21 protein-coding genes and 1 tRNA gene are annotated in these 18,843 nt (G+C 58.3%); 14 read left to right on the forward strand and 8 right to left on the reverse strand.

The genetic code is table 11. From position 1 onward, the window contains the following. Window positions 1-91: 91 nt before the first annotated feature. A complete protein-coding gene (locus CQ009_RS20440) occupies window positions 92-913 on the reverse strand; it encodes an HDOD domain-containing protein (protein WP_064388478.1) in 822 nt (273 codons plus the stop codon). Between the two features lie 35 nt (window positions 914-948). Then, entirely contained in the window at window positions 949-1,890 is a 942-nt protein-coding gene (locus tag CQ009_RS20445; protein ID WP_105708447.1) for a folate-binding protein YgfZ, read from the reverse strand. A gap of 150 nt (window positions 1,891-2,040) precedes the next feature. Between CQ009_RS20445 and CQ009_RS20450 the strand changes: the two genes are divergently transcribed. Further along, a complete protein-coding gene (locus CQ009_RS20450; protein ID WP_007911418.1) occupies window positions 2,041-2,295 on the forward strand; it encodes a succinate dehydrogenase assembly factor 2 in 255 nt (84 codons plus the stop codon). Continuing rightward, a complete protein-coding gene (locus CQ009_RS20455; RefSeq protein WP_064388474.1) occupies window positions 2,279-2,731 on the forward strand; it encodes a protein YgfX in 453 nt (150 codons plus the stop codon). Before CQ009_RS20450 ends, CQ009_RS20455 begins: the two co-directional genes overlap by 17 nt. On the opposite strand, the gene nadB is transcribed toward CQ009_RS20455, so the two are convergent. Continuing rightward, complete coding sequence (gene nadB, locus CQ009_RS20460) at window positions 2,700-4,316, reverse strand: L-aspartate oxidase (protein WP_105708449.1); 1,617 nt, start codon at window positions 4,314-4,316, stop codon at window positions 2,700-2,702. The two genes, CQ009_RS20455 and nadB, sit on opposite strands and share 32 nt — an antisense overlap. A gap of 558 nt (window positions 4,317-4,874) precedes the next feature. On the opposite strand from nadB, the gene rpoE reads away from it, so the two are divergent. The 4 genes from rpoE (at window position 4,875) to CQ009_RS20480 (ending at window position 8,691) form a co-directional block, all read left to right on the forward strand. Further along, entirely contained in the window at window positions 4,875-5,456 is a 582-nt protein-coding gene (gene rpoE, locus CQ009_RS20465) for an RNA polymerase sigma factor RpoE (protein ID WP_003172477.1), read from the forward strand. 30 nt (window positions 5,457-5,486) lie between these two features. Continuing rightward, entirely contained in the window at window positions 5,487-6,074 is a 588-nt protein-coding gene (locus tag CQ009_RS20470; protein ID WP_064388462.1) for a sigma-E factor negative regulatory protein, read from the forward strand. Between the two features lie 8 nt (window positions 6,075-6,082). Then, window positions 6,083-7,048: a MucB/RseB C-terminal domain-containing protein gene (locus tag CQ009_RS20475; protein WP_064388461.1), complete on the forward strand. Its 966-nt coding sequence runs from the start codon at window positions 6,083-6,085 to the stop codon at window positions 7,046-7,048. A gap of 209 nt (window positions 7,049-7,257) precedes the next feature. Then, complete coding sequence (locus CQ009_RS20480) at window positions 7,258-8,691, forward strand: DegQ family serine endoprotease (RefSeq protein WP_064388460.1); 1,434 nt, start codon at window positions 7,258-7,260, stop codon at window positions 8,689-8,691. A gap of 80 nt (window positions 8,692-8,771) precedes the next feature. On the opposite strand, the gene CQ009_RS20485 is transcribed toward CQ009_RS20480, so the two are convergent. Next, window positions 8,772-10,205, reverse strand: coding sequence for a M48 family metalloprotease (locus CQ009_RS20485; RefSeq protein WP_064388458.1), 1,434 nt, complete (start codon window positions 10,203-10,205; stop codon window positions 8,772-8,774). A gap of 98 nt (window positions 10,206-10,303) precedes the next feature. Here CQ009_RS20485 and CQ009_RS20490 point away from each other — a divergent pair, with 98 nt between their 5' ends. Both CQ009_RS20490 and CQ009_RS20495 read left to right on the forward strand, forming a co-directional pair. Beyond that, window positions 10,304-10,543, forward strand: coding sequence for a sulfurtransferase TusA family protein (locus CQ009_RS20490; RefSeq protein WP_064388455.1), 240 nt, complete (start codon window positions 10,304-10,306; stop codon window positions 10,541-10,543). 31 nt (window positions 10,544-10,574) lie between these two features. Continuing rightward, entirely contained in the window at window positions 10,575-11,645 is a 1,071-nt protein-coding gene (locus CQ009_RS20495; RefSeq protein WP_064388453.1) for an AI-2E family transporter, read from the forward strand. 137 nt (window positions 11,646-11,782) lie between these two features. Here the strand turns inward: CQ009_RS20495 and CQ009_RS20500 are convergent, their stop codons facing one another. Both CQ009_RS20500 and CQ009_RS20505 read right to left on the reverse strand, forming a co-directional pair. Beyond that, on the reverse strand, window positions 11,783-12,256 hold the full coding sequence (locus CQ009_RS20500) for a peroxiredoxin (RefSeq protein WP_041070370.1): 474 nt from the start codon (window positions 12,254-12,256) through the stop codon (window positions 11,783-11,785). Window positions 12,257-12,266: 10 nt separating this feature from the next. Continuing rightward, entirely contained in the window at window positions 12,267-12,827 is a 561-nt protein-coding gene (locus CQ009_RS20505; RefSeq protein WP_008077813.1) for a glycine cleavage system protein R, read from the reverse strand. A gap of 329 nt (window positions 12,828-13,156) precedes the next feature. On the opposite strand from CQ009_RS20505, the gene dapA reads away from it, so the two are divergent. From dapA to CQ009_RS20535, 5 genes are all read left to right on the forward strand, one after another. Continuing rightward, window positions 13,157-14,035: a 4-hydroxy-tetrahydrodipicolinate synthase gene (dapA, locus tag CQ009_RS20515; RefSeq protein ID WP_093438308.1), complete on the forward strand. Its 879-nt coding sequence runs from the start codon at window positions 13,157-13,159 to the stop codon at window positions 14,033-14,035. Between the two features lie 17 nt (window positions 14,036-14,052). Then, complete coding sequence (bamC, locus tag CQ009_RS20520; RefSeq protein ID WP_105708455.1) at window positions 14,053-15,168, forward strand: outer membrane protein assembly factor BamC; 1,116 nt, start codon at window positions 14,053-14,055, stop codon at window positions 15,166-15,168. A gap of 6 nt (window positions 15,169-15,174) precedes the next feature. Beyond that, window positions 15,175-15,936: an MBL fold metallo-hydrolase gene (locus CQ009_RS20525; RefSeq protein WP_064388450.1), complete on the forward strand. Its 762-nt coding sequence runs from the start codon at window positions 15,175-15,177 to the stop codon at window positions 15,934-15,936. 28 nt (window positions 15,937-15,964) lie between these two features. Beyond that, window positions 15,965-16,678 (forward strand): phosphoribosylaminoimidazolesuccinocarboxamide synthase, encoded by a 714-nt coding sequence (gene purC / locus CQ009_RS20530; RefSeq protein WP_007911389.1) that lies wholly within the window; start codon window positions 15,965-15,967, stop codon window positions 16,676-16,678. Window positions 16,679-16,761: 83 nt separating this feature from the next. Then, window positions 16,762-16,851, forward strand: a tRNA-Ser gene (locus CQ009_RS20535). 196 nt (window positions 16,852-17,047) lie between these two features. Here the strand turns inward: CQ009_RS20535 and CQ009_RS20540 are convergent. Then, complete coding sequence (locus CQ009_RS20540; protein ID WP_064388448.1) at window positions 17,048-17,254, reverse strand: hypothetical protein; 207 nt, start codon at window positions 17,252-17,254, stop codon at window positions 17,048-17,050. A 153-nt stretch (window positions 17,255-17,407) separates the two neighbouring features. Then, window positions 17,408-17,599, reverse strand: coding sequence for a DUF1508 domain-containing protein (locus CQ009_RS20545; RefSeq protein ID WP_064388447.1), 192 nt, complete (start codon window positions 17,597-17,599; stop codon window positions 17,408-17,410). Between the two features lie 278 nt (window positions 17,600-17,877). Here CQ009_RS20545 and CQ009_RS20550 point away from each other — a divergent pair, with 278 nt between their 5' ends. Further along, window positions 17,878-18,843, forward strand: a complete 966-nt coding sequence (locus tag CQ009_RS20550; protein ID WP_105708457.1) for a glycosyltransferase family 2 protein — start codon at window positions 17,878-17,880, stop codon at window positions 18,841-18,843.

The raw sequence follows: 18,843 nt of genomic DNA on the forward strand, positions 1-18,843 counted from the left end.
TGGCCTCATCGCGAGCAGGCTCACTCCTACACTGGAACACGTTCTCCTGTAGGAGTGAGCCTGCTCGCGATGGCCACAATAAGGTCTCGAATCAGTAAAACATCGTCCGCGACTCTTCCAGATCTTCACACAGCGCTTTGTTCTCCTGATCGATCCCAAGCTTGCGGAACGCCGGAACTGTCATTGGATCGATCCGCGCAAACGGATGATCAGTGTCCTTGTGGCAATACAGGCTCGCCACCTGCACCAGATCGACGTAATCAATGGCCGTCGAGTCGCGCTTGAAGTCCTGATAGCGCCCCGGCAATTCCACCAGACGTTCCGGAAACTCCCAGACGCGCAGGAGCTTGTCGCCCAGCAACGGATGAATGTGATCGATCACATGGTTGAGGCTGACCGGGTCTGACAGCAGCTCATAGTGATCTTCGGCGTAGGTCAGAATCGGCAACACGCCGATCTGGTGCACCAGCCCGCCGAGTGCTGCCTGATCGGGTTTGAGCTGCGTGTAGCGGCGGCACAGCGCATAACTGACCCCGGCAATTTCCAGGCTCTTGCGCCAGACTTCGCGCATCTTCTGTTCGACCACTTCGGAGCGGGCGTGGAAAATCTGCTCCATCACCAGACCGATCGCCAGGTTGCTGCTGTAGTTGATGCCCAGCCGGGTGATGGCCGTGTGCAGGTCGGTAACTTCCTGGGCGGCGCGCAGCAGCGGGCTGTTGACCACTTTGATCAGGCGCGCCGATAACGCCGTGTCCCGGCCGATCACTTTGCTCAGGTCGCTGACGCTGATTTCCGGGTCTTCAGCGGCCTTGCGAATCTGCAGGGCCACTTCCGGCAACGTGGGCAGAACCAGGTCATCGTTATCGATGGCCTCAACCAAATCCTGTTGGACTTTTTCCGCCAGTTCGCTCATTTGGACTCTCTAGGGTGTTGCAACAAATGCTGCGATCAGCGCTGGATTTCGCGGTCGCGATCCAGTGCGTAAGGCAGGTCGAGCAAGTGCAGCGCCGGGCCTTCGAGGGAACCCACGTGCAGATCGCCCGATTCGGCAGCTTCGGCCTGCAGCACCGCCAGGAGTTCAATGTTTTGACCGGCGTTGGCGGCCAGGACCACTTCGCCGATCGAGCTGTTGTGGCTCGGCGCGAACAATGGTGTGCCGGGCTGCGGCAAATCAGCCGTGTCGAGGCTCAAGCGATACAGACGACGCTTGAGTTTGCCCAGGTACTGCATGCGCGCGACGATTTCCTGGCCGGTGTAGCAGCCTTTCTTGAAGCTCACGCCGCCAACGGCTTGCAGGTTGAGCATCTGAGGGATGAACAGTTCGCGGGTGCTCGGCATGACCTGACCGATACCGGCGCGGATCTGGCCCAGCAGCCATTGGTTCAGTTCGCCTTCCGGCAGCGTTACGGCGAGTCTGGATTTGATGGCGTCTGCCTGATCGGCAGGCACCCAGAGTTCGGCGCGATCTGGCGAGACACGAATGGCGATCAGACCTTCATGGCGCACGACGCTGTCGGTATCGACCGGCAAATCCAGGCCGAGGCAGCTCAGGGCGGCATCGCCTTGCACCAGACCAAAGCGCATCCAGGCAGCACTTTCGTCGGTCAGTTTCGATTTGGAGAAGACTGCGTATTTTTTCAGGTCCGCCAATTGTGGTTCCAGCAACTCGCTGGCCATCGCCAGCACCACGCCGTCACCTTCGAGCAGAATGCGGAAACTCGACTGCATCCGGCCTTTCTGCGTGCAGCGCGCGCCAAGGCTGGCCTTTGTGTCACTCAGATAATTGAGGTTGCAGGTCAACTGGCCTTGCAGGAATTTCCCGGCATCCGCGCCGCGAACCGCAAGAACGCCTTCATGAGACAGGGTGCAGAAAAAAGCAGAATCGGCCATGGGTCATCGCAGGGTAAATAGACTGGGGCACATCATAAGGGTGCATGGTTGAAATGGGTAGTTGATAAAGGATCGGTGGTGCCCGACCAAAGCCGACTGTGCGACCTGCGCCGGGGCTGTATACTTGCCGGCAAATTTGAGGAGGGCTCCATGGTCGAACAAGTTGAACTGAATCGCCTGTTTTGGCACAGCCGTCGCGGCATGCTTGAACTTGACGTGTTGCTGGTGCCGTTCGTGCAGGAGGTTTACGCGACGTTGAACCAGGTGGATCGCGATCTGTATGTCCGTCTGCTGACGTGCGAGGATCAGGACATGTTCGGCTGGTTCATGGAGCGCAGCGAGTCTGAAGACCCGGAGTTGCAGCGCATGGTTCGCATGATTCTGGACCGTGTCCAGCCCAAGTAATACGTTCGAATGCCGCTGGCATGCCTCTGGGCAGTTGCTGGCGGCGTATCTGCTGGCCCAGGCGTTCGCACTGGGTGCTTTGTTTCTGCTTTCAATTCCACTCTGGGCCAGCCTGCTCGGGGCTTTTGCCTGTCTGCTTCATGGGTTTTGGACGTTGCCACGGCAGATTTTGCTGACTCACCGAATGGCTTTTTGCGGATTGCGCCGCGATGCCGATGGCTGGCAACTGTGGAATCAAGCCAATGGCTGGCAAACCGTGCAATTGAGGCCGGACAGCCTGGCGCTGCCGTTGATTGTGGTGTTGCGCTTTCGTTTGCGCGGGGAATGGCGGGTCAGGTCGATCTGCGTACCGCGAGATTCGCAGGTCGCCGATGTGCATCGACGCCTGCGCGTGCGGCTCAAGTTCAGCCGACGTAGGTGGGCGGCACCAGAATAGTGTCGAGCGCCTCGGGCAACATGTCCGGGTAGTCGAGGGTGTAATGCAGGCCGCGACTTTCCTTGCGTTCCATGGCTGAGCAGATCATCAGTTCGGCGACCTGAGCGAGGTTGCGCAACTCGATCAGGTCGCGGCTGACTTTATAGTTGCTGTAGAACTCGTCGATCTCGTCCAACAGCAAACGTACGCGGTGTTGAGCCCGCTGCAAGCGCTTGTTGGTGCGCACGATGCCAACGTAGTCCCACATGAATCGGCGCAGCTCATCCCAGTTGTGCGCAATGATCACGTCTTCGTCCGAGTCGGTCACCTGGCTGGCGTCCCACGCGGGCAGGGCGCTTGGCGCGGCGACATCGTCGAGTTGCGCGAGGATGTCCGCCGCGGCCGAACGCGCATAGACGAAACATTCCAGCAGCGAGTTGCTGGCCATGCGGTTGGCGCCGTGCAGGCCGGTGAAGCTGGTTTCGCCGATGGCATACAAGCCCGGCACATCCGTGCGACCTTGTTGATCGACCATCACGCCACCGCAGGTGTAGTGCGCGGCGGGTACGACCGGGATCGGCTGCTTGGTGATGTCGATACCGAAACCGAGGCAGCGCTCATATACGGTAGGAAAGTGCGTCTTGATGAAGTCTTCGGGCTTGTGGCTGATGTCGAGATAGACGCAGTCGACACCCAGACGCTTCATTTCATGGTCGATGGCCCGAGCGACGATGTCGCGCGGTGCCAGTTCGGCGCGTTTGTCGAAGCGATACATGAAGCGCTCGCCGTTCGGCAGCTTCAAATGTGCGCCTTCGCCGCGCAGGGCTTCGGTAATAAGGAAGCTTTTCGCTTGTGGGTGGTACAGGCAGGTCGGGTGGAACTGGTTGAATTCCAGGTTCGCCACCCGGCAGCCGGAGCGCCAGGCCATGGCGATGCCATCACCACAGGCGCCGTCGGGGTTGCTGGTATAGAGGTAAACCTTGGCCGCGCCGCCCGAGGCCAGAATCACAAAGCGTGCGCCGTAGGTATCGACTTCGCCGGTTTTGCGATTGAGTACGTAGGCGCCGAGGCAGCGCTCGCCTTCCATGCCCAAACGGCGTTCGGTAATCAGATCAACGGCAACCCGCTGCTCCAGCAACTCGATGTTCGAACGCTCTTTGGCCTGAGCCAGCAAAGTTTTGAAGATTGCCGCGCCGGTAGCATCGGCCGCATGGATGATGCGACGGTGGCTGTGACCGCCTTCGCGGGTCAGATGAAATTCGAATCCGCCATCTTCAGTGCCGGATTGATCGTCGCGGGTGAACGGTACGCCCTGGTCGATCAGCCACTGGATGGCTTCACGACTGTGCTCGACGGTAAAGCGCACGGCGTCTTCATGGCACAGACCGCCACCGGCGTTCAGGGTGTCATCAACATGGGATTCGACAGTATCAGTGTCATCAAGCACGGCGGCGACGCCACCCTGGGCCCAGAAGGTCGAACCGTTGGCGAGATCGCCTTTGCTCAATACGGCAATGCGCAAATGACCCGGCAAGGTCAGCGCGAGACTCAAACCGGCAGCACCGCTGCCTATGACCAGAACATCATGTTGGAATTGTTGGCTCATTACAGGATTCCGCTCAAAGCGACCCGGGTCGGGGGTGGCGCAAGACCGCTGGATCGGCGAGTCAAGACAGCCACACAGCCCACTAGTATATAGAGGGGTGGGACGGCACAATAGCCGCGCCGATATGGCATTGTGAAACTACTGTGAAGGAAAAAACCGCGTGCTTCGTCGGAAGTTTTTTTCACCCTTTTGGGGAGAACACGACTGTATCGGCGCTGAAACAGGATTTTTCTGCCCAGGGTTGCCCAATGTCTGGGCGGTGCGACTATAAATAATTGGAACTTTTGCCAAAGGCCCAAGATCAATAGTCGGTGCCAGAAACAAGGGACGTGTCGGCTTCAGTGCGGAATCTGCGGTTGGATTCCAGCCCGGCGAAACCGATAACAAGATTATTCGCGCAGCCGGTTTATCCCGCGCTGCGTTTTTCGTGCGTGCCAAATCAGAGCCCGCAGGAAACTTGCCTGGAGGGGGAGAACTTTTGCGAAAAGCCCGAGTCTATGTTTGCAAGTCTGGTCGTTTAGTTATGCAAGTCTCCTTCGGGCTTATCGAGGAGTGTTCATGCTAACCCAGGAAGAGGATCAGCAGCTGGTCGAGCGCGTTCAACGCGGCGACAAGCGAGCTTTCGATCTGTTGGTGCTGAAGTATCAGCACAAGATTCTCGGGTTGATCGTGCGTTTTGTGCACGACACCCATGAAGCCCAGGACGTGGCTCAGGAAGCCTTTATCAAGGCGTATCGAGCACTTGGAAACTTTCGCGGCGACAGTGCGTTTTATACGTGGCTGTACCGTATTGCCATTAACACGGCGAAGAATTACCTGGTTTCACGCGGCCGTCGGCCGCCGGATAGCGATGTAAGTTCCGAAGATGCAGAGTTCTACGATGGCGATCATGGCCTCAAGGATCTCGAGTCACCAGAACGTGCACTGCTGCGGGATGAGATCGAAGGCACCGTCCATCGAACCATCCAGCAACTGCCAGAGGATTTGCGTACGGCGTTAACTTTACGTGAATTCGATGGTCTGAGTTACGAGGACATTGCGAGCGTCATGCAATGTCCGGTGGGTACCGTGCGCTCCCGGATTTTCCGCGCTCGGGAGGCCATCGATAAAGCCCTGCAGCCGTTGTTGCAGGAAAACTGAGACAGCGGCGATAGCCAAGAGAGGAACGCCATGAGTCGTGAAGCCCTGCAGGAATCGCTGTCCGCAGTGATGGATAACGAAGCGGACGAACTGGAATTGCGTCGAGTGATTAATGCACTTGATGACGTCGAAACCCGTGAGACCTGGGCTCGTTACCAGATCGCTCGGGCAGCCATGCACAAGGATCTGCTGCTGCCACGTCTGGACATCGCTGCGGCAGTATCTGCTGCACTGGAAGACGAAACGGCTCCGGCCAAAGTATCTCGCAGCCCATGGCGCAACCTCGGCCGCCTGGCTGTTGCTGCCTCGGTGACTGTTGCCGTTCTGGCCGGTGTGCGCCTGTACAACCAGGACGAAATCGCTGGTGTTGAACTGGCACAGCAATCCAATCAGCCTACCCTGGCCACTCCACAGGTCAAAGGCCCGGCTGTTCTGGCAGGCTATAGTGAGAGTTCTGAAGCTACCGGCCCTATGGCCAACGGCGTACTGCAAGGTCAACCAGGCTGGCACGATCAGCGTCTGCCAGGTTACCTGCGCCAACATGCTCAACAGGCTGCACTGAAAGGCACTGAAAGCGCGCTGCCATACGCACGTGCTGCAAGCCTGGAAAACCGCTAAGGAGGATCATGCGCGCCATACCTCTACTTTCGCTTCTGCTAAGCGGCTGGTTCATTGTTCCAGCCCACGCTGATGAGGCCCAGGACTGGTTGACCCGTCTGGGCCAGGCTGAGCAGCAGCAAAGCTTTCACGGCACATTCGTTTACGAGCGTAACGGTAGTTTTTCTACCCATAACATTTGGCATCGCGTCCAGAATGGCCAAGTCCGCGAGCGTTTACTCCAGCTCGACGGCTCGGCGCAGGAAGTCGTGCGCGTTGATGGACATACTCAATGCGTCAGCGGCACTCTGATTGCCGGGCTGGGGGATTCTCCGAACTCAGCCGCTCGTCCTCTCGATCCGCAAAAGCTGAAAAACTGGTATGAACTTGCCGTCATCGGCAAGTCGCGCGTGGCTGGGCGAGACGCAGTGATCGTATCGCTGACGCCTCGCGATCAGCATCGTTACGGGTTTGAGCTGCATTTGGACAAGAAAACGGGCTTGCCGCTGAAGTCGTTGCTACTGAATGACAAAGGGCAGTTGCTCGAACGCTTCCAGTTCACCAGCCTCGATACTGACGAAGTCCCTTCGGACAAAGATTTACAGGCCGATGCCGACTGTAAAGCGATTACGCTCGACAGCGACAAGGCTTCGGCCGTCAAGACCGCGCAGGTCTGGCACTCTGAATGGCTGCCGCCGGGTTTTGAATTGACCAGCAGCACCTCGCACAAAGATCCGGAAACCAAGACACAGGTCAACAGCTTGCTGTATGACGATGGTCTGGCGCGGTTCTCGGTGTTCCTTGAGCCTTTGAACGGTGCAACAGTGACCGATACGCGGACTCAACTGGGCCCGACCGTTGCCGTTTCTCGTCGCCTGACTACCCCCGACGGCGAAATGATGGTCACGGTGGTCGGCGAAATCCCGATTGGCACCGCCGAACGAATTGCTCTGTCGATGCGTAACACTGATGGCACTGCCACCAGCAAGCAGTGAGCTGATTCAGTCATTACCACTTCTTCGTCGAGACGTAGATGAAATGTTTGCTGAGCATTTTCATTTGCAAATACCCCGAAAATTTTTTATAGGTCAGAGCCTCACGGCTCTGGCCTTGTTTGTTGTTGCCGGAACAAAAATGCCGGTCGGTGGTTTACGGTGTTCCTTGCTCCATATCGCTTAACCCTGCTCGTCGTAACGGGAGCTGTATGTCGATACCAAGTTTGAAATCTTATCTCTCCATTTTCGCCACTGTGCTGTTGCTCGGTCAGGTGGTCCCTGCTGCGCAAGCGGCCGATCTGCCTGACTTCACCCAATTGGTCGAACAAGCTTCGCCAGCCGTGGTGAACATCAGTACCACGCAGAAACTGCCGGATCGCAAAGTGAACCAGCAGATGCCTGACCTGGAAGGTCTGCCGCCGATGCTGCGCGAGTTCTTCGAACGTGGCATGCCGCCTCAGCAGCGTTCGCCGGGCGGTGGTGGTCGTCAGCGCGAAGCGCAATCACTGGGTTCGGGCTTCATCATTTCCCCAGACGGTTACATCCTCACCAACAACCATGTGATTGCTGATGCTGACGAAATCCTCGTTCGCTTGGCTGATCGCAGCGAGATGAAAGCCAAGCTGATCGGCACCGACCCGCGCTCTGACGTGGCCTTGCTGAAAATCGAAGGCAAAGACCTGCCAGTGCTCAAGCTGGGCAAATCCCAAGATCTGAAAGCCGGCCAGTGGGTCGTCGCGATCGGTTCGCCATTCGGCTTTGACCATACTGTGACCCAAGGCATCGTCAGCGCTGTTGGCCGCAGCCTGCCGAACGAAAACTATGTACCATTCATCCAGACTGACGTGCCGATCAACCCGGGTAACTCCGGTGGCCCGCTGTTCAACCTGAACGGTGAAGTGGTCGGGATCAACTCGCAGATCTACACCCGTTCCGGCGGCTTCATGGGCGTGTCGTTCGCGATTCCGATCGACGTGGCGATGGATGTTTCCAATCAGCTGAAAAGCGGCGGCAAAGTCAGCCGTGGCTGGCTGGGTGTGGTCATCCAGGAAGTGAACAAGGATCTGGCCGAGTCGTTCGGTCTGGATAAGCCGGCCGGTGCGCTGGTTGCGCAGATTCAGGATGACGGCCCGGCAGCCAAGGGCGGCCTGCAAGTCGGCGACGTGATCCTGAGCATGAACGGTCAGCCGATCGTCATGTCTGCTGACCTGCCGCATCTGGTCGGCGCACTCAAGGCTGGCGCCAAAGCCAGCCTGGAAGTGATTCGTGAGGGCAAGCGCAAGAACGTCGATCTGACCGTTGGCGCGATCCCGGACGAAGACAAAGAGCTGGATGCACTGCCGAAGTCCGGCGCTGAAAGTACCAGCAACCGCCTCGGTGTTTCGGTGGGCGAGCTGACCGCCGAGCAGAAGAAAACCTACGACCTCAAAGGTGGTGTGGTGATCAAGGAGGTACAGGACGGCCCTGCTGCCCTGATCGGTCTGCAACCGGGTGACGTCATCACGCACCTGAACAACCAGGCCATCGGCTCCAGCAAAGAGTTCGGTGAAATTGCCAAGGCGCTGCCGAAGAACCGTTCGGTATCGATGCGTGTCTTGCGTCAAGGTCGTGCCAGCTTCATCACCTTCAAACTGGCTGAATAATCCAGCGGTAGGGTAAAAAGAAACCGCCTCGAAAGAGGCGGTTTTTTTATGCCTGAAGCTTTTATGTCACAGCGATAAAGTTAGCCCATCATGTCCTTGATCATGCGTTCCTGCTCCATCAGCTCACGCTGACGGGCATCGATCCGCGAGGACAGCGGGAAGTTGTTGCCGGCCTTGCGCTTGGCGAAGTCCAGTTGCTGGATCGCCTGGCGGTAATCGCCAACCAGCGCGAAGTATTCGGCGCGCGCCTGATGCAGGCCGATGATATTACCCGACAGACCCCGCGTCTCGGCGACCTGATACCAGACGTCCGGATCATCCGGGCGTGATTTGAGCAAACCTTCCAGCGCTTTCTCGGCATCGGGAGCGCGATTCTGTTTGAGCAACAGATCGACGCGCACCTGATTCAGTGGATAGTTGCCGGGGTACTGCGCGAGCATCCGGTCCACCCGCGATTGCGCATCCGGCAGGCGATTGTTGGTGATGTCGAGATCGACCTGCGCCAGGTTGTAGATGATTTCGTTCGGTGAGGTCGCCAGCAATTGCTTGAGGTTCTCGCGAGCTTCATTCAACTGTCCGCCCTTGATCTGCGCGATCGCGAGTCCGTAGCGCGCCACGTCATTTTTCGGGTTTTCATCCAGTTGTGCACGGAAGCGCTTGGCGCCCAGGCCCGGGGTTTCTTCATAAATCAGCTGCACGCGTGCGCGAATCAGTTGATAGCGCTTGGAGTCTTCGATGCCGCCCGGTTTGGCCTGTTCGGCGCGGTTGCGGGTGTCAGCAATACGCGATTCGGTGACCGGGTGAGTCAGGAGGAATTCCGGGGGCTTGGCGTCGAAACGATATTGACGCATCAAGCGTTCGAACATGGTCGGCATCGAGCGCGGGTCATACCCGGCCTTTTCCAGATTGAGGATACCGATGCGGTCGGCTTCCTGTTCGTTCTGTCGGGAAAAGGTGCGTTGTGACTGAATCGCCGCTGCTTGCGTACCGGCAATGGTCGCGATCCCTGCATCACCGCCACCGGCTGCTGCAATGACGATGCCGGCGAGCAGAGCGGCCATCATCGGCACCTGCATGCGCTGCGAAGCTTCGACGCCGCGAGCGAAGTGGCGTTGCGACAAGTGAGCCAATTCGTGCGCCAGTACCGAAGCGTATTCGCCCTCGGTCTGCGCATTGAGGAACAGGCCGCCGTTAACGCCGACCACACCGCCCGGCGCAGCGAAAGCGTTGAGCTGCGGGCTGTTGATCAGGATGAATTCGAGGCGTCGGTCAGTGACCTGACTGGTTTCCACCAGCTTGTAAACGCTGGATTCGACGTAGTCCTTGAGCTGTGGGTCGTTGAGCTGTGAAACCTGGCTGCGCAGCATGGCCAGCCAGGCGCGACCGAGCTGGTATTCCTGTTGCGGCGAGACAATGGCAGAACTGGCGTCGCCGAGTGACGGCAGATCGTCGGCAAAGCCTGGTGAGGCGAGCAGGCAAGCGAGCGTCAGCAGGGTAGGGCGCAGAAAAGTCATGCACAAAGCCTTAGAAGACAAAGACCTTACTGTAGCCGGACACCGGAGCTGCGACCAGATATTCTAGGCAGCCCGACGACCCGAACCGGAGTGACGCAATGACCGACGCTGTAGCCCATGACGTGGAACTGGACGCCAGTGGCCTCAATTGCCCGTTGCCGTTGCTCAAGGCAAAAATGGAACTCAACAAGCTCGAGAGTGGCGCCGTCCTCAAGGTGATCGCTACCGACGCAGGCTCGCAGCGCGACTTTCGCACCTTTGCCAAGTTGGCCGGTCATACGCTGCTGCGCGAAGAAGACGAAGCAGGCGTTTACCGTTACTGGTTGAAAAAGGCCTGAACCCACAGCGTAAAAGACCTAAGGATTATTGATGTTCAAAGTGTTACGCGACTGGATTCAGCGCTACTTCTCCGATGAAGAAGCCGTGGTGCTGGCGGTGCTGCTGTTCCTCGCCTTCACGGCGGTGCTCACCCTCGGCGGCATGCTCGCGCCGGTGCTGGCTGGGATGGTGCTGGCGTACCTGATGCAAGGGCTGGTGGTCACGCTGGAGCGCTTGCGTGTGCCGGGTGGCGCGGCGGTGGGGCTGGTGTTTGCGCTGTTCATGGGCGTGCTGATGGTGTTCATCGTCGTGGTCGTGCCGTTGCTTTGGCATCAATTGATCACGCTGTTCAATGAGCTGCCGGGCATGCTCGCCAAGTGGCAATCGTTGCTGTTGCTGTTGCCGGAGCGCTACCCGCACCTGGTCTCTGACGAGCAAGTGCTGCAAGCCATCGAGGCGGCGCGCGGCGAGATTGGCAAATTCGGCCAATGGGCGCTGACGTTCTCGTTGTCGAGTCTGCCGTTGCTGGTCAACATCATGATCTATCTGGTACTGGTGCCGATTCTGGTGTTCTTCTTCCTCAAGGATCGGCTGATGATTGGCGAATGGGTGCGCGGTTATCTGCCGCGTGAACGCGCTCTGATTACGCGGGTCGCGCAGGAAATGAACCGGCAGATTGCCAACTACATTCGCGGCAAGGTCATTGAAATCGTTATTTGTGGTGGCGTGACCTACATCGCTTTTGTGGCGCTTGGATTGAACTATGCGGCGCTGCTGGCGTTGTTGGTGGGCGTGTCGGTGGTGGTGCCGTATGTCGGTGCTGTGGTGGTGACCGTGCCGGTGCTGTTGATCGCATTGTTCCAGTGGGGCTGGAGTGATCAGTTCATCTATCTGATGGCGGTCTACGGGATCATCCAGACACTGGATGGCAACGTGTTGGTGCCGTTGCTGTTCTCGGAGGCGGTCAACCTGCACCCGGTCGCCATTATCTGCGCGGTGCTGTTGTTTGGCGGGTTGTGGGGGTTCTGGGGGGTGTTCTTCGCGATTCCGCTGGCGACGCTGTTCAAGGCGGTGCTGGATGCGTGGCCGCGCAAGGAGCCGGCGGTGGCGCCGCTGCTGTAGCGGTTGATCCGAATAATGTAGAGAGGCTATTCGCGAGCAGGCTCGCTCCCACATTTGGCCAAGTTGCCAATATGAACACGGTTTAGTGTGGGAGCGAGCCTGCTCGCGAAGACGTCAGTGAAATAGACGCAAAAACATCAGGCTTTATTCAGATCCTGAGCCGCAGCCAACACCGCATCAACATGCCCCGGCACTTTCACGCCACGCCACTCCTGACGCAGCACACCATTCTTGTCGATCAGAAAGGTGCTGCGATCAACGCCCAGGTATTCCTTGCCATACAGCTTCTTCAATTTGATCACGTCGAACAACTGACAAACAGCTTCGTCCTTGTCACTGATCAGCTCGAACGGAAACTCTTGCTTGCACTTGAAGTTCTCGTGGGACTTCAGGCTGTCCCGCGAAATACCGAAGATTTCCGTGTTGGCAGCCTGGAACGCCGCGTACTGATCACGAAAGCCCTGGCCTTCGGTGGTGCAGCCCGGCGTGCTGTCCTTCGGATAGAAGTAGATCACCACTTGCTTGCCCTTCAGGGCAGACAGACTGACGGTCTGCCCGCTGGTGGCAGGCGCTTCGAAATCGGCAACCGGTTGGTCGATGACAACGGCCATGAAAGCTTCCTTACATTGGGTTCTGTGGGCGCCAAGGCTCGATCAGTGCGTCCAGGTTCATCGCGTCGGAGAAGTCGAGGAACTGATCGCGCAGCCAGCTGATCTGGGTACCGGCCGGCAGGGTCACGGTGAACGTGGCGTTGAGCATGGTGCCGCCGGTCTGTGGTGCCTGATACGTGTCGCAGGTCAGGTTTTCCAGTTCGACGTTGTGGTCCATGAAAAACTGGCACAGCTCATTGATGATGTCCGGGCGATACGCCGAGCTGACGTAAGCCACATATGGCAACGCTTGTGGACGATTCTCCAGCGGCGCGCTGCGCACTACGTTGACAGTGAACGCGTGCTTCTTGGAGAGGCTTGGCAGACTGCCTTCCAGGCGGGCGAGGGCGTCCCAGCTGCCGGAAACCTCAAGAATCAGCGCGCTGCACTCGCCGTGGCGGGTCAGGCGTGAAGTGACTACGGCGCAGCGATTTTCATGGCTGGCGCGGCACAGGACGTTAGTCAGCTCCATGGGGTTGGCGCCGAGGGCACTGATGACAAGGAATTGTTCGCGAACTGTGGGGGTGGACATGCAGCATTCCTAAAGCGATGAGCGGTCGGTAGGTTACGGACGCTGGCGGCCGGGGCCTGCCTGTTCTGGCTGTCCATTGCGATAGACCCGGCAAGCGCTCGCGGCTCGCTCCACTATAGCGGGAGCGCGTCGATGCGACGCAGGAACGGGGTCTGGGAGGCCGAAAAGGGAGGCTGGAACCCGACGTACAAGCTGATCGGTACCGATCAAAGTCTGAAGGGTAGCGAAAAGCGGCGCCAAGGGGAATGGCAGCAGCGCAGTACTTCGCTTGTGCAAGCATCTTGGCGCCAGTACCATTACCGCTCTCTTTTTCCGGCAGGAGCGGTTTCATGATTGCGGGCAGTATGGTGGCACTGGTCACTCCCATGGATGCACAAGGGCGTCTTGACTGGGACAGCCTCAGCAAACTCGTGGACTTCCATCTCAAGAACGGCACCCATGCCATTGTCGCGGTCGGTACTACCGGCGAGTCGGCAACCCTTGATGTAGAAGAACACATCGCCGTCATCAAAGCCGTGGTCAAACAGGTTGCCGGGCGCATCCCGGTCATCGCCGGCACCGGCGCCAACTCGACCCGCGAAGCCGTCGAGTTGACCCGCAACGCCAAAGAAGCCGGCGCCGACGCCTGCCTGCTGGTGGTTCCGTACTACAACAAGCCGACTCAGGAAGGCTTGTACCAGCACTTCAAGCACATCGCTGAAGCGGTCGACATTCCACAGATTCTCTACAACGTTCCTGGCCGCACGTCGTGCGACATGCAGGCCGAGACCGTGATTCGCCTGTCCACGGTGCCGAACATCATCGGCATCAAGGAAGCCACTGGCGACCTGAAGCGCGCCAAAGCGATCATCGATGGTGTGAGCAAGGATTTCATCGTGTTGTCCGGCGATGATCCGACCGCCGTTGAACTGATCCTGCTGGGCGGCAAAGGCAACATTTCCGTGACTGCCAACGTCGCCCCGCGCGAAATGGCCGACCTGTGCGAGGCCGCTCTCAAGGGCGACGCCGACACCGCACGGGCAATCAACGAAAAACTGATGCCACTGCATAAAGACCTGTTCATCGAAGCCAACCCGATTCCGGTGAAGTGGGCTTTGGTTGAAATGGGCCTGATGCACGAAGGCATCCGCCTGCCGCTGACCTGGCTGAGCACACCTTGTCATGAAACGCTGCGCTCGGCCCTGCGCCAGTGCAGCGTCCTGGTTTAATTGAGGAAGTACAACGCATGAAGCGAATGGCCGGACTTTCCGCACTTGCCTTGATTATCTCCAGCACCAGTGGCTGCGGATGGGTCTGGGGCCCGGAAGGTTATTTCCGTGACCGCGGTAGCGATTACCTGGAAGCGCAACAGACTGCACCGATGCAACTGCCACCGGATGTCAGCACGTCCAAACGTCTGGATCCGCTGCTGCCGATCCCGCGTAACGTCGCTGATGACACCGCCAAGGGCGAATACATTGTTCCGCGTCCTCAGCCGCTGTCGGCGGTTGCCGATGCCAGCGATTACTCGCTGCAGAAGAGCGGTGATTCGCGTTGGGTCGTGGCCCAGCATCCACCGGCCGAAGTCTGGCCAGTGGCCGTGCAGTTCTTCCAGGACAACGGTTTCCGCCTGGACGAACAGCGCCCGCAGACCGGCGAATTCACCACCACCTGGCAGCATTCCGACGAACTGTCCGCGTCCATGGCCAAGCGCCTGAGCGCAGCCGGTATCGCCAGCGACAGCGAAACCCGCGTGCGTGTGCGGATCGAACCGGGCGTGCAGCGCAACACCAGTGAAATCTACGTGGTCAGCGCCGAGCGTCCTGCCGGCAGCACCGCCGATGTCGATTTCACCAACCGTTCGGTCAACACTGGCCTGGACGCAGCCCTGGTCGACGACATGCTCGCAAGCATGAGCCGGATCTCCGAGAAGGGCGGTTCGGTGTCGATGCTGGCCTCGCGTGATTTCGATACCCCGAGCCGTGTCAGCCTCAGCGAAGACGGCAGCGGCAACCCGGTGTTGAACGTCGGTACCGATCTGGACCGTGCCTGGTCGAGCGTTGGCCGTGCACTGGAACAAGGCGAATGGCGCGTTGAAGACATCAACCGCAGCCTGGGCCTGTACTACATCAACCTGGCCGAAAAAGCCGAGAAGAAAGACGACAAGCCTGGTTTCTTCAGCAGCCTGTTCGGCAGTGCGCCGACCAAGGAAGAAGTTGAATCCCGTGCCGAGCGTTATCAGGTTCGCCTGAGCAAGGTTGGCGAGAACATTCAGGTCACCGTCGAGAAAAACATCAACACCGTTGCGCCGGCTGAAGTGGCGCGCAAAGTGCTGAGCGTGATTCAGGACAACCTGGGCTGATCAACCATGCGTTTTGCCGTTCTCGGCAGCGGTAGCCAAGGGAACGGCACGCTGATCGCCAGTGCTGATACGTATGTGCTGGTGGATTGTGGTTTTTCCCTGCGGGAAACCGAAAAACGCCTGTTGCGCCTGGGTGTGAACCCGGCGCAATTGAGCGCGATACTCGTAACCCACGAACATGCCGACCACGTGCATGGCGTGGGTTTGCTGTCTCGGCGCTACAATCTACCGGTCTACCTCAGTCGCGGCACTCTGCGCGGGATGCGCAAACCGATTGAACCCGCAGGCTTTCTGGCCGGCGGCGAGCAACTGCAGATCGGTGCTCTGAGCGTCGGGGTCATTGCCGTGGCCCATGATGCGCAGGAACCGACTCAGTATGTCTTCAGTGATCAAGAGCAGCGGCGCTTCGGCCTGCTGACCGACCTGGGTTCTTACTGCGAGCGGGTGCTGGACGGTTATCGGGACCTCGATGCGTTGATGATCGAGTCCAACCATTGTCGCGACATGCTGGCCCGTGGGCACTACCCGTACTTTCTCAAGCAGCGGGTGGGCGGCGAGCTGGGACATTTGAACAACCATCAGGCGGCATTCCTGGTGTCCGAGTTGGGCTGGCAGGGCTTGCAACACCTTGTCCTGGCTCATCTGAGCAGCAAGAACAACATGCCGCAGCTGGCCCGGCAATGTTTTGTCGACACCCTCGGGTGCGACCCGGACTGGCTGCAACTGGCCGATCAAGATTCAGGGCTTGACTGGCGCCACATCGCCTAGCCCACCTACTTAGCAAGCGGAGCCCATCATGGAAAAACGTGAAGAACTCTACCGCGGCAAAGCCAAATCGGTTTACAAGACCGACGACGCTGACCGCTTGATCCTGCTGTTTCGCAACGACACCTCGGCGTTCGACGGCAAGCGCATCGAGCAGCTCGACCGCAAAGGCATGGTCAACAACAAGTTCAACGCCTTCATCATGCAGAAACTCGAAGCGGCCGGCGTACCGACCCAATTCGACAAACTGCTGGCCGACAACGAAGTCCTGGTCAAGAAGCTCGACATGATCCCGGTCGAGTGCGTCGTGCGTAACTACGCCGCCGGTAGCCTGGTCAAGCGTCTGGGCGTCGAAGAAGGCCTGAAGCTCAACCCCTACACCTTCGAGCTGTTCCTGAAAGACGACGCCAAGGGCGACCCGTTCATCAACGAATCCCACGTCGTGGCATTCGGTTGGGGCACCGCCGAGCAACTGGTTCGCATGAAAGAACTGTCGCTCAAGGTCAACGAAGTCCTGACCAAGCTGTTCGACGACGCTGGCTTGCTGCTGGTCGACTTCAAGCTTGAATTCGGCGTGTTCAGCGACGGTTCCATCGTCCTCGGCGACGAGTTCAGCCCGGACGGCTGCCGTCTGTGGGACAAGGACACCAAGAAGAAGATGGACAAAGACCGCTTCCGCCAGGGCCTCGGTGACGTTATCGAAGCCTACGAAGAAGTCGCCAATCGTCTGGGCGTACCGCTTTAATCGACGCAAGCATCTGATAGCACGGAGAAATTTTCGAAAGAGGGTTTGCTTTCGGTAAAAGTGTTGTTATGATGCGCGCCGTTGGAGAGATGCCAGAGTGGCCGAATGGGACGGATTCGAAATCCGTTGTACCTTCACCGGTACCTAGGGTTCGAATCCCTATCTCTCCGCCATTACATAGAAAAAGCCCCGTAGATGAAAATCTACGGGGCTTTTTCGTTTCTGGGATTCCATGAGTTTTTAGAGCTCGAAAGGCATGTGCCAGCCAGCCATCTCGATCCTGACCTGACACAAGCAAAAGCCCCACGGGCCTTTAGCCGTGGGGCCTCTTCATTTGCGCAAGGCTACATCACCCCGCGCCCTAGCCATTCACGGCTGCGAGTGCCCCAACTTCAGTTTGATCAATTCATACACATCCTTATGTGTCGAGTCATGCAGCGACTTGTCCATGCAAGCGGTAGCCAGGAAGTTTTTCACTTCGTCCTTGGCGTGCGGGTAGAGGCTGGCGACATAATCAGCTTCGTGTTCTTGCGTGCAGTTGAAGTGCTTGTCGTCTTTCGCTTTGTCTCTCGCCATTTCTGTGGCTCCTTTTTAGTTCAATTGATGCGGCGAAACAGGGCTGAATCACCCCATACGTCGATGAGCGTAGGCGCGCAGAAATGGCTCGTCAGTCGTTCGCTGAAAAAAAGGACGCGGCTGTAGGACGCAGCTCCGCATCGGCTCACGCGATTAAATTTCCTTCACCGGGGTATCGCCGTGCACGGCTCTGATCAACTCGATCACATGCATGCAATCCGCCTTGTTCACATATGACTCGCCACTGGCGATGGTCTCGTGATTGCCCGCGCGCAGCCTCCAGCGCCATTGCCCCTTGCCAGTGCTGGGGGTGCCTCTGGATTGCCTGTAAATCTCGAAATACATTCAGTTCGCTCCATGCGATTTATTAGTGCGACCGCCTGTTTGGCGCATCGACGCAAGCCTAGCGCAGGCGGTTTTTTTGGCTATCGGACATTTGTATCCAATCGTTGGCAATTGTTTCCAAGAGCCGCGAGCTAGAGCGCAGCAATAGGCCTCTGGATTGGCCAATATGACGCCGCCTGACGCTTGCAACACCGGCGACGCTACTGCTTAATACGGGACGGCTCATGGCATCGGAAATAGTTCGATGACCGAACAAACACTATAAAAAGAGCACTCCTTTGACTGAGCACGGAACGCAACAGGCCGGGCAGGTGACGTTATCGCTGGTGGTCCCCGTTTTTAACGAAGAAGACAGCCTGAAAACGTTTCTGCTGCGCATCGATGAAGTCTTTCGAAAGCAGACGCTGATCGATCTTGAGCTGGTATTCGTCAACGACGGCAGCACCGATGCCACGCTTGAGCTTTTGCTTGAGCATCAGCAGCAGGATGCGCGCCTGCGTATCGTCGATCTGAGCCGCAATTTCGGTAAAGAGGCGGCACTCTCCGCCGGTTTGCAGATGGCGACCGGGCAGATCGTCGTGCCGATCGATGCGGATCTGCAGGATCCGCCGGAAGTCATCCTGCAGATGATCGAACGCTGGCGCGAAGGCTATGAAGTCGTACTCGGCCACCGCGTCAGCCGCCGCAGCGACACCTGGGCGAAACAGAAGTCCGCCCATTGGTTCTATCGCCTGCACAACAGAATTGCCGAACAGCCTCTGCCGGAAAATGTCGGCGACTTCCGCCTGATGGATCGCTGCGTGGTCGATGCGTTGCTGACCTTGCCCGAATCCCGGCGCTTCATGAAAGGTCTGTTTGCCTGGGTCGGCTTCCGCACCACTCACGTCGATTACGAGCGCCCCGAGCGCGTGGCCGGGCAGAGCAAATTCAACGGCTGGCGGCTGTGGAACTTCGCTTTGGAAGGCATCACCAGTTTCAGTACTGAACCGCTGCGAGTCTGGACGTACGTCGGGGCGCTGGTATCGCTGGTGTCCTTTGCCTTTGCGATGTTCATCGTCGTGCGCACCGTGATCCATGGCGTCGACATGCCCGGTTACGCCTCATTGATGGTCGCCGTGACGTTTCTCGGAGGTTTGCAATTGATCGGCATCGGAGTGCTCGGCGAATACCTGGGCCGTACCTATATTGAAGCGAAACGCCGACCGGTTTTTCTGGTGCGTCGCGTCTACGACCCGAAGGACTGA

Origin of the sequence: Pseudomonas sp. MYb2 (assembly GCF_002979955.1) — a bacterium.
Classification (GTDB): Bacteria; Pseudomonadota; Gammaproteobacteria; order Pseudomonadales; family Pseudomonadaceae; genus Aquipseudomonas.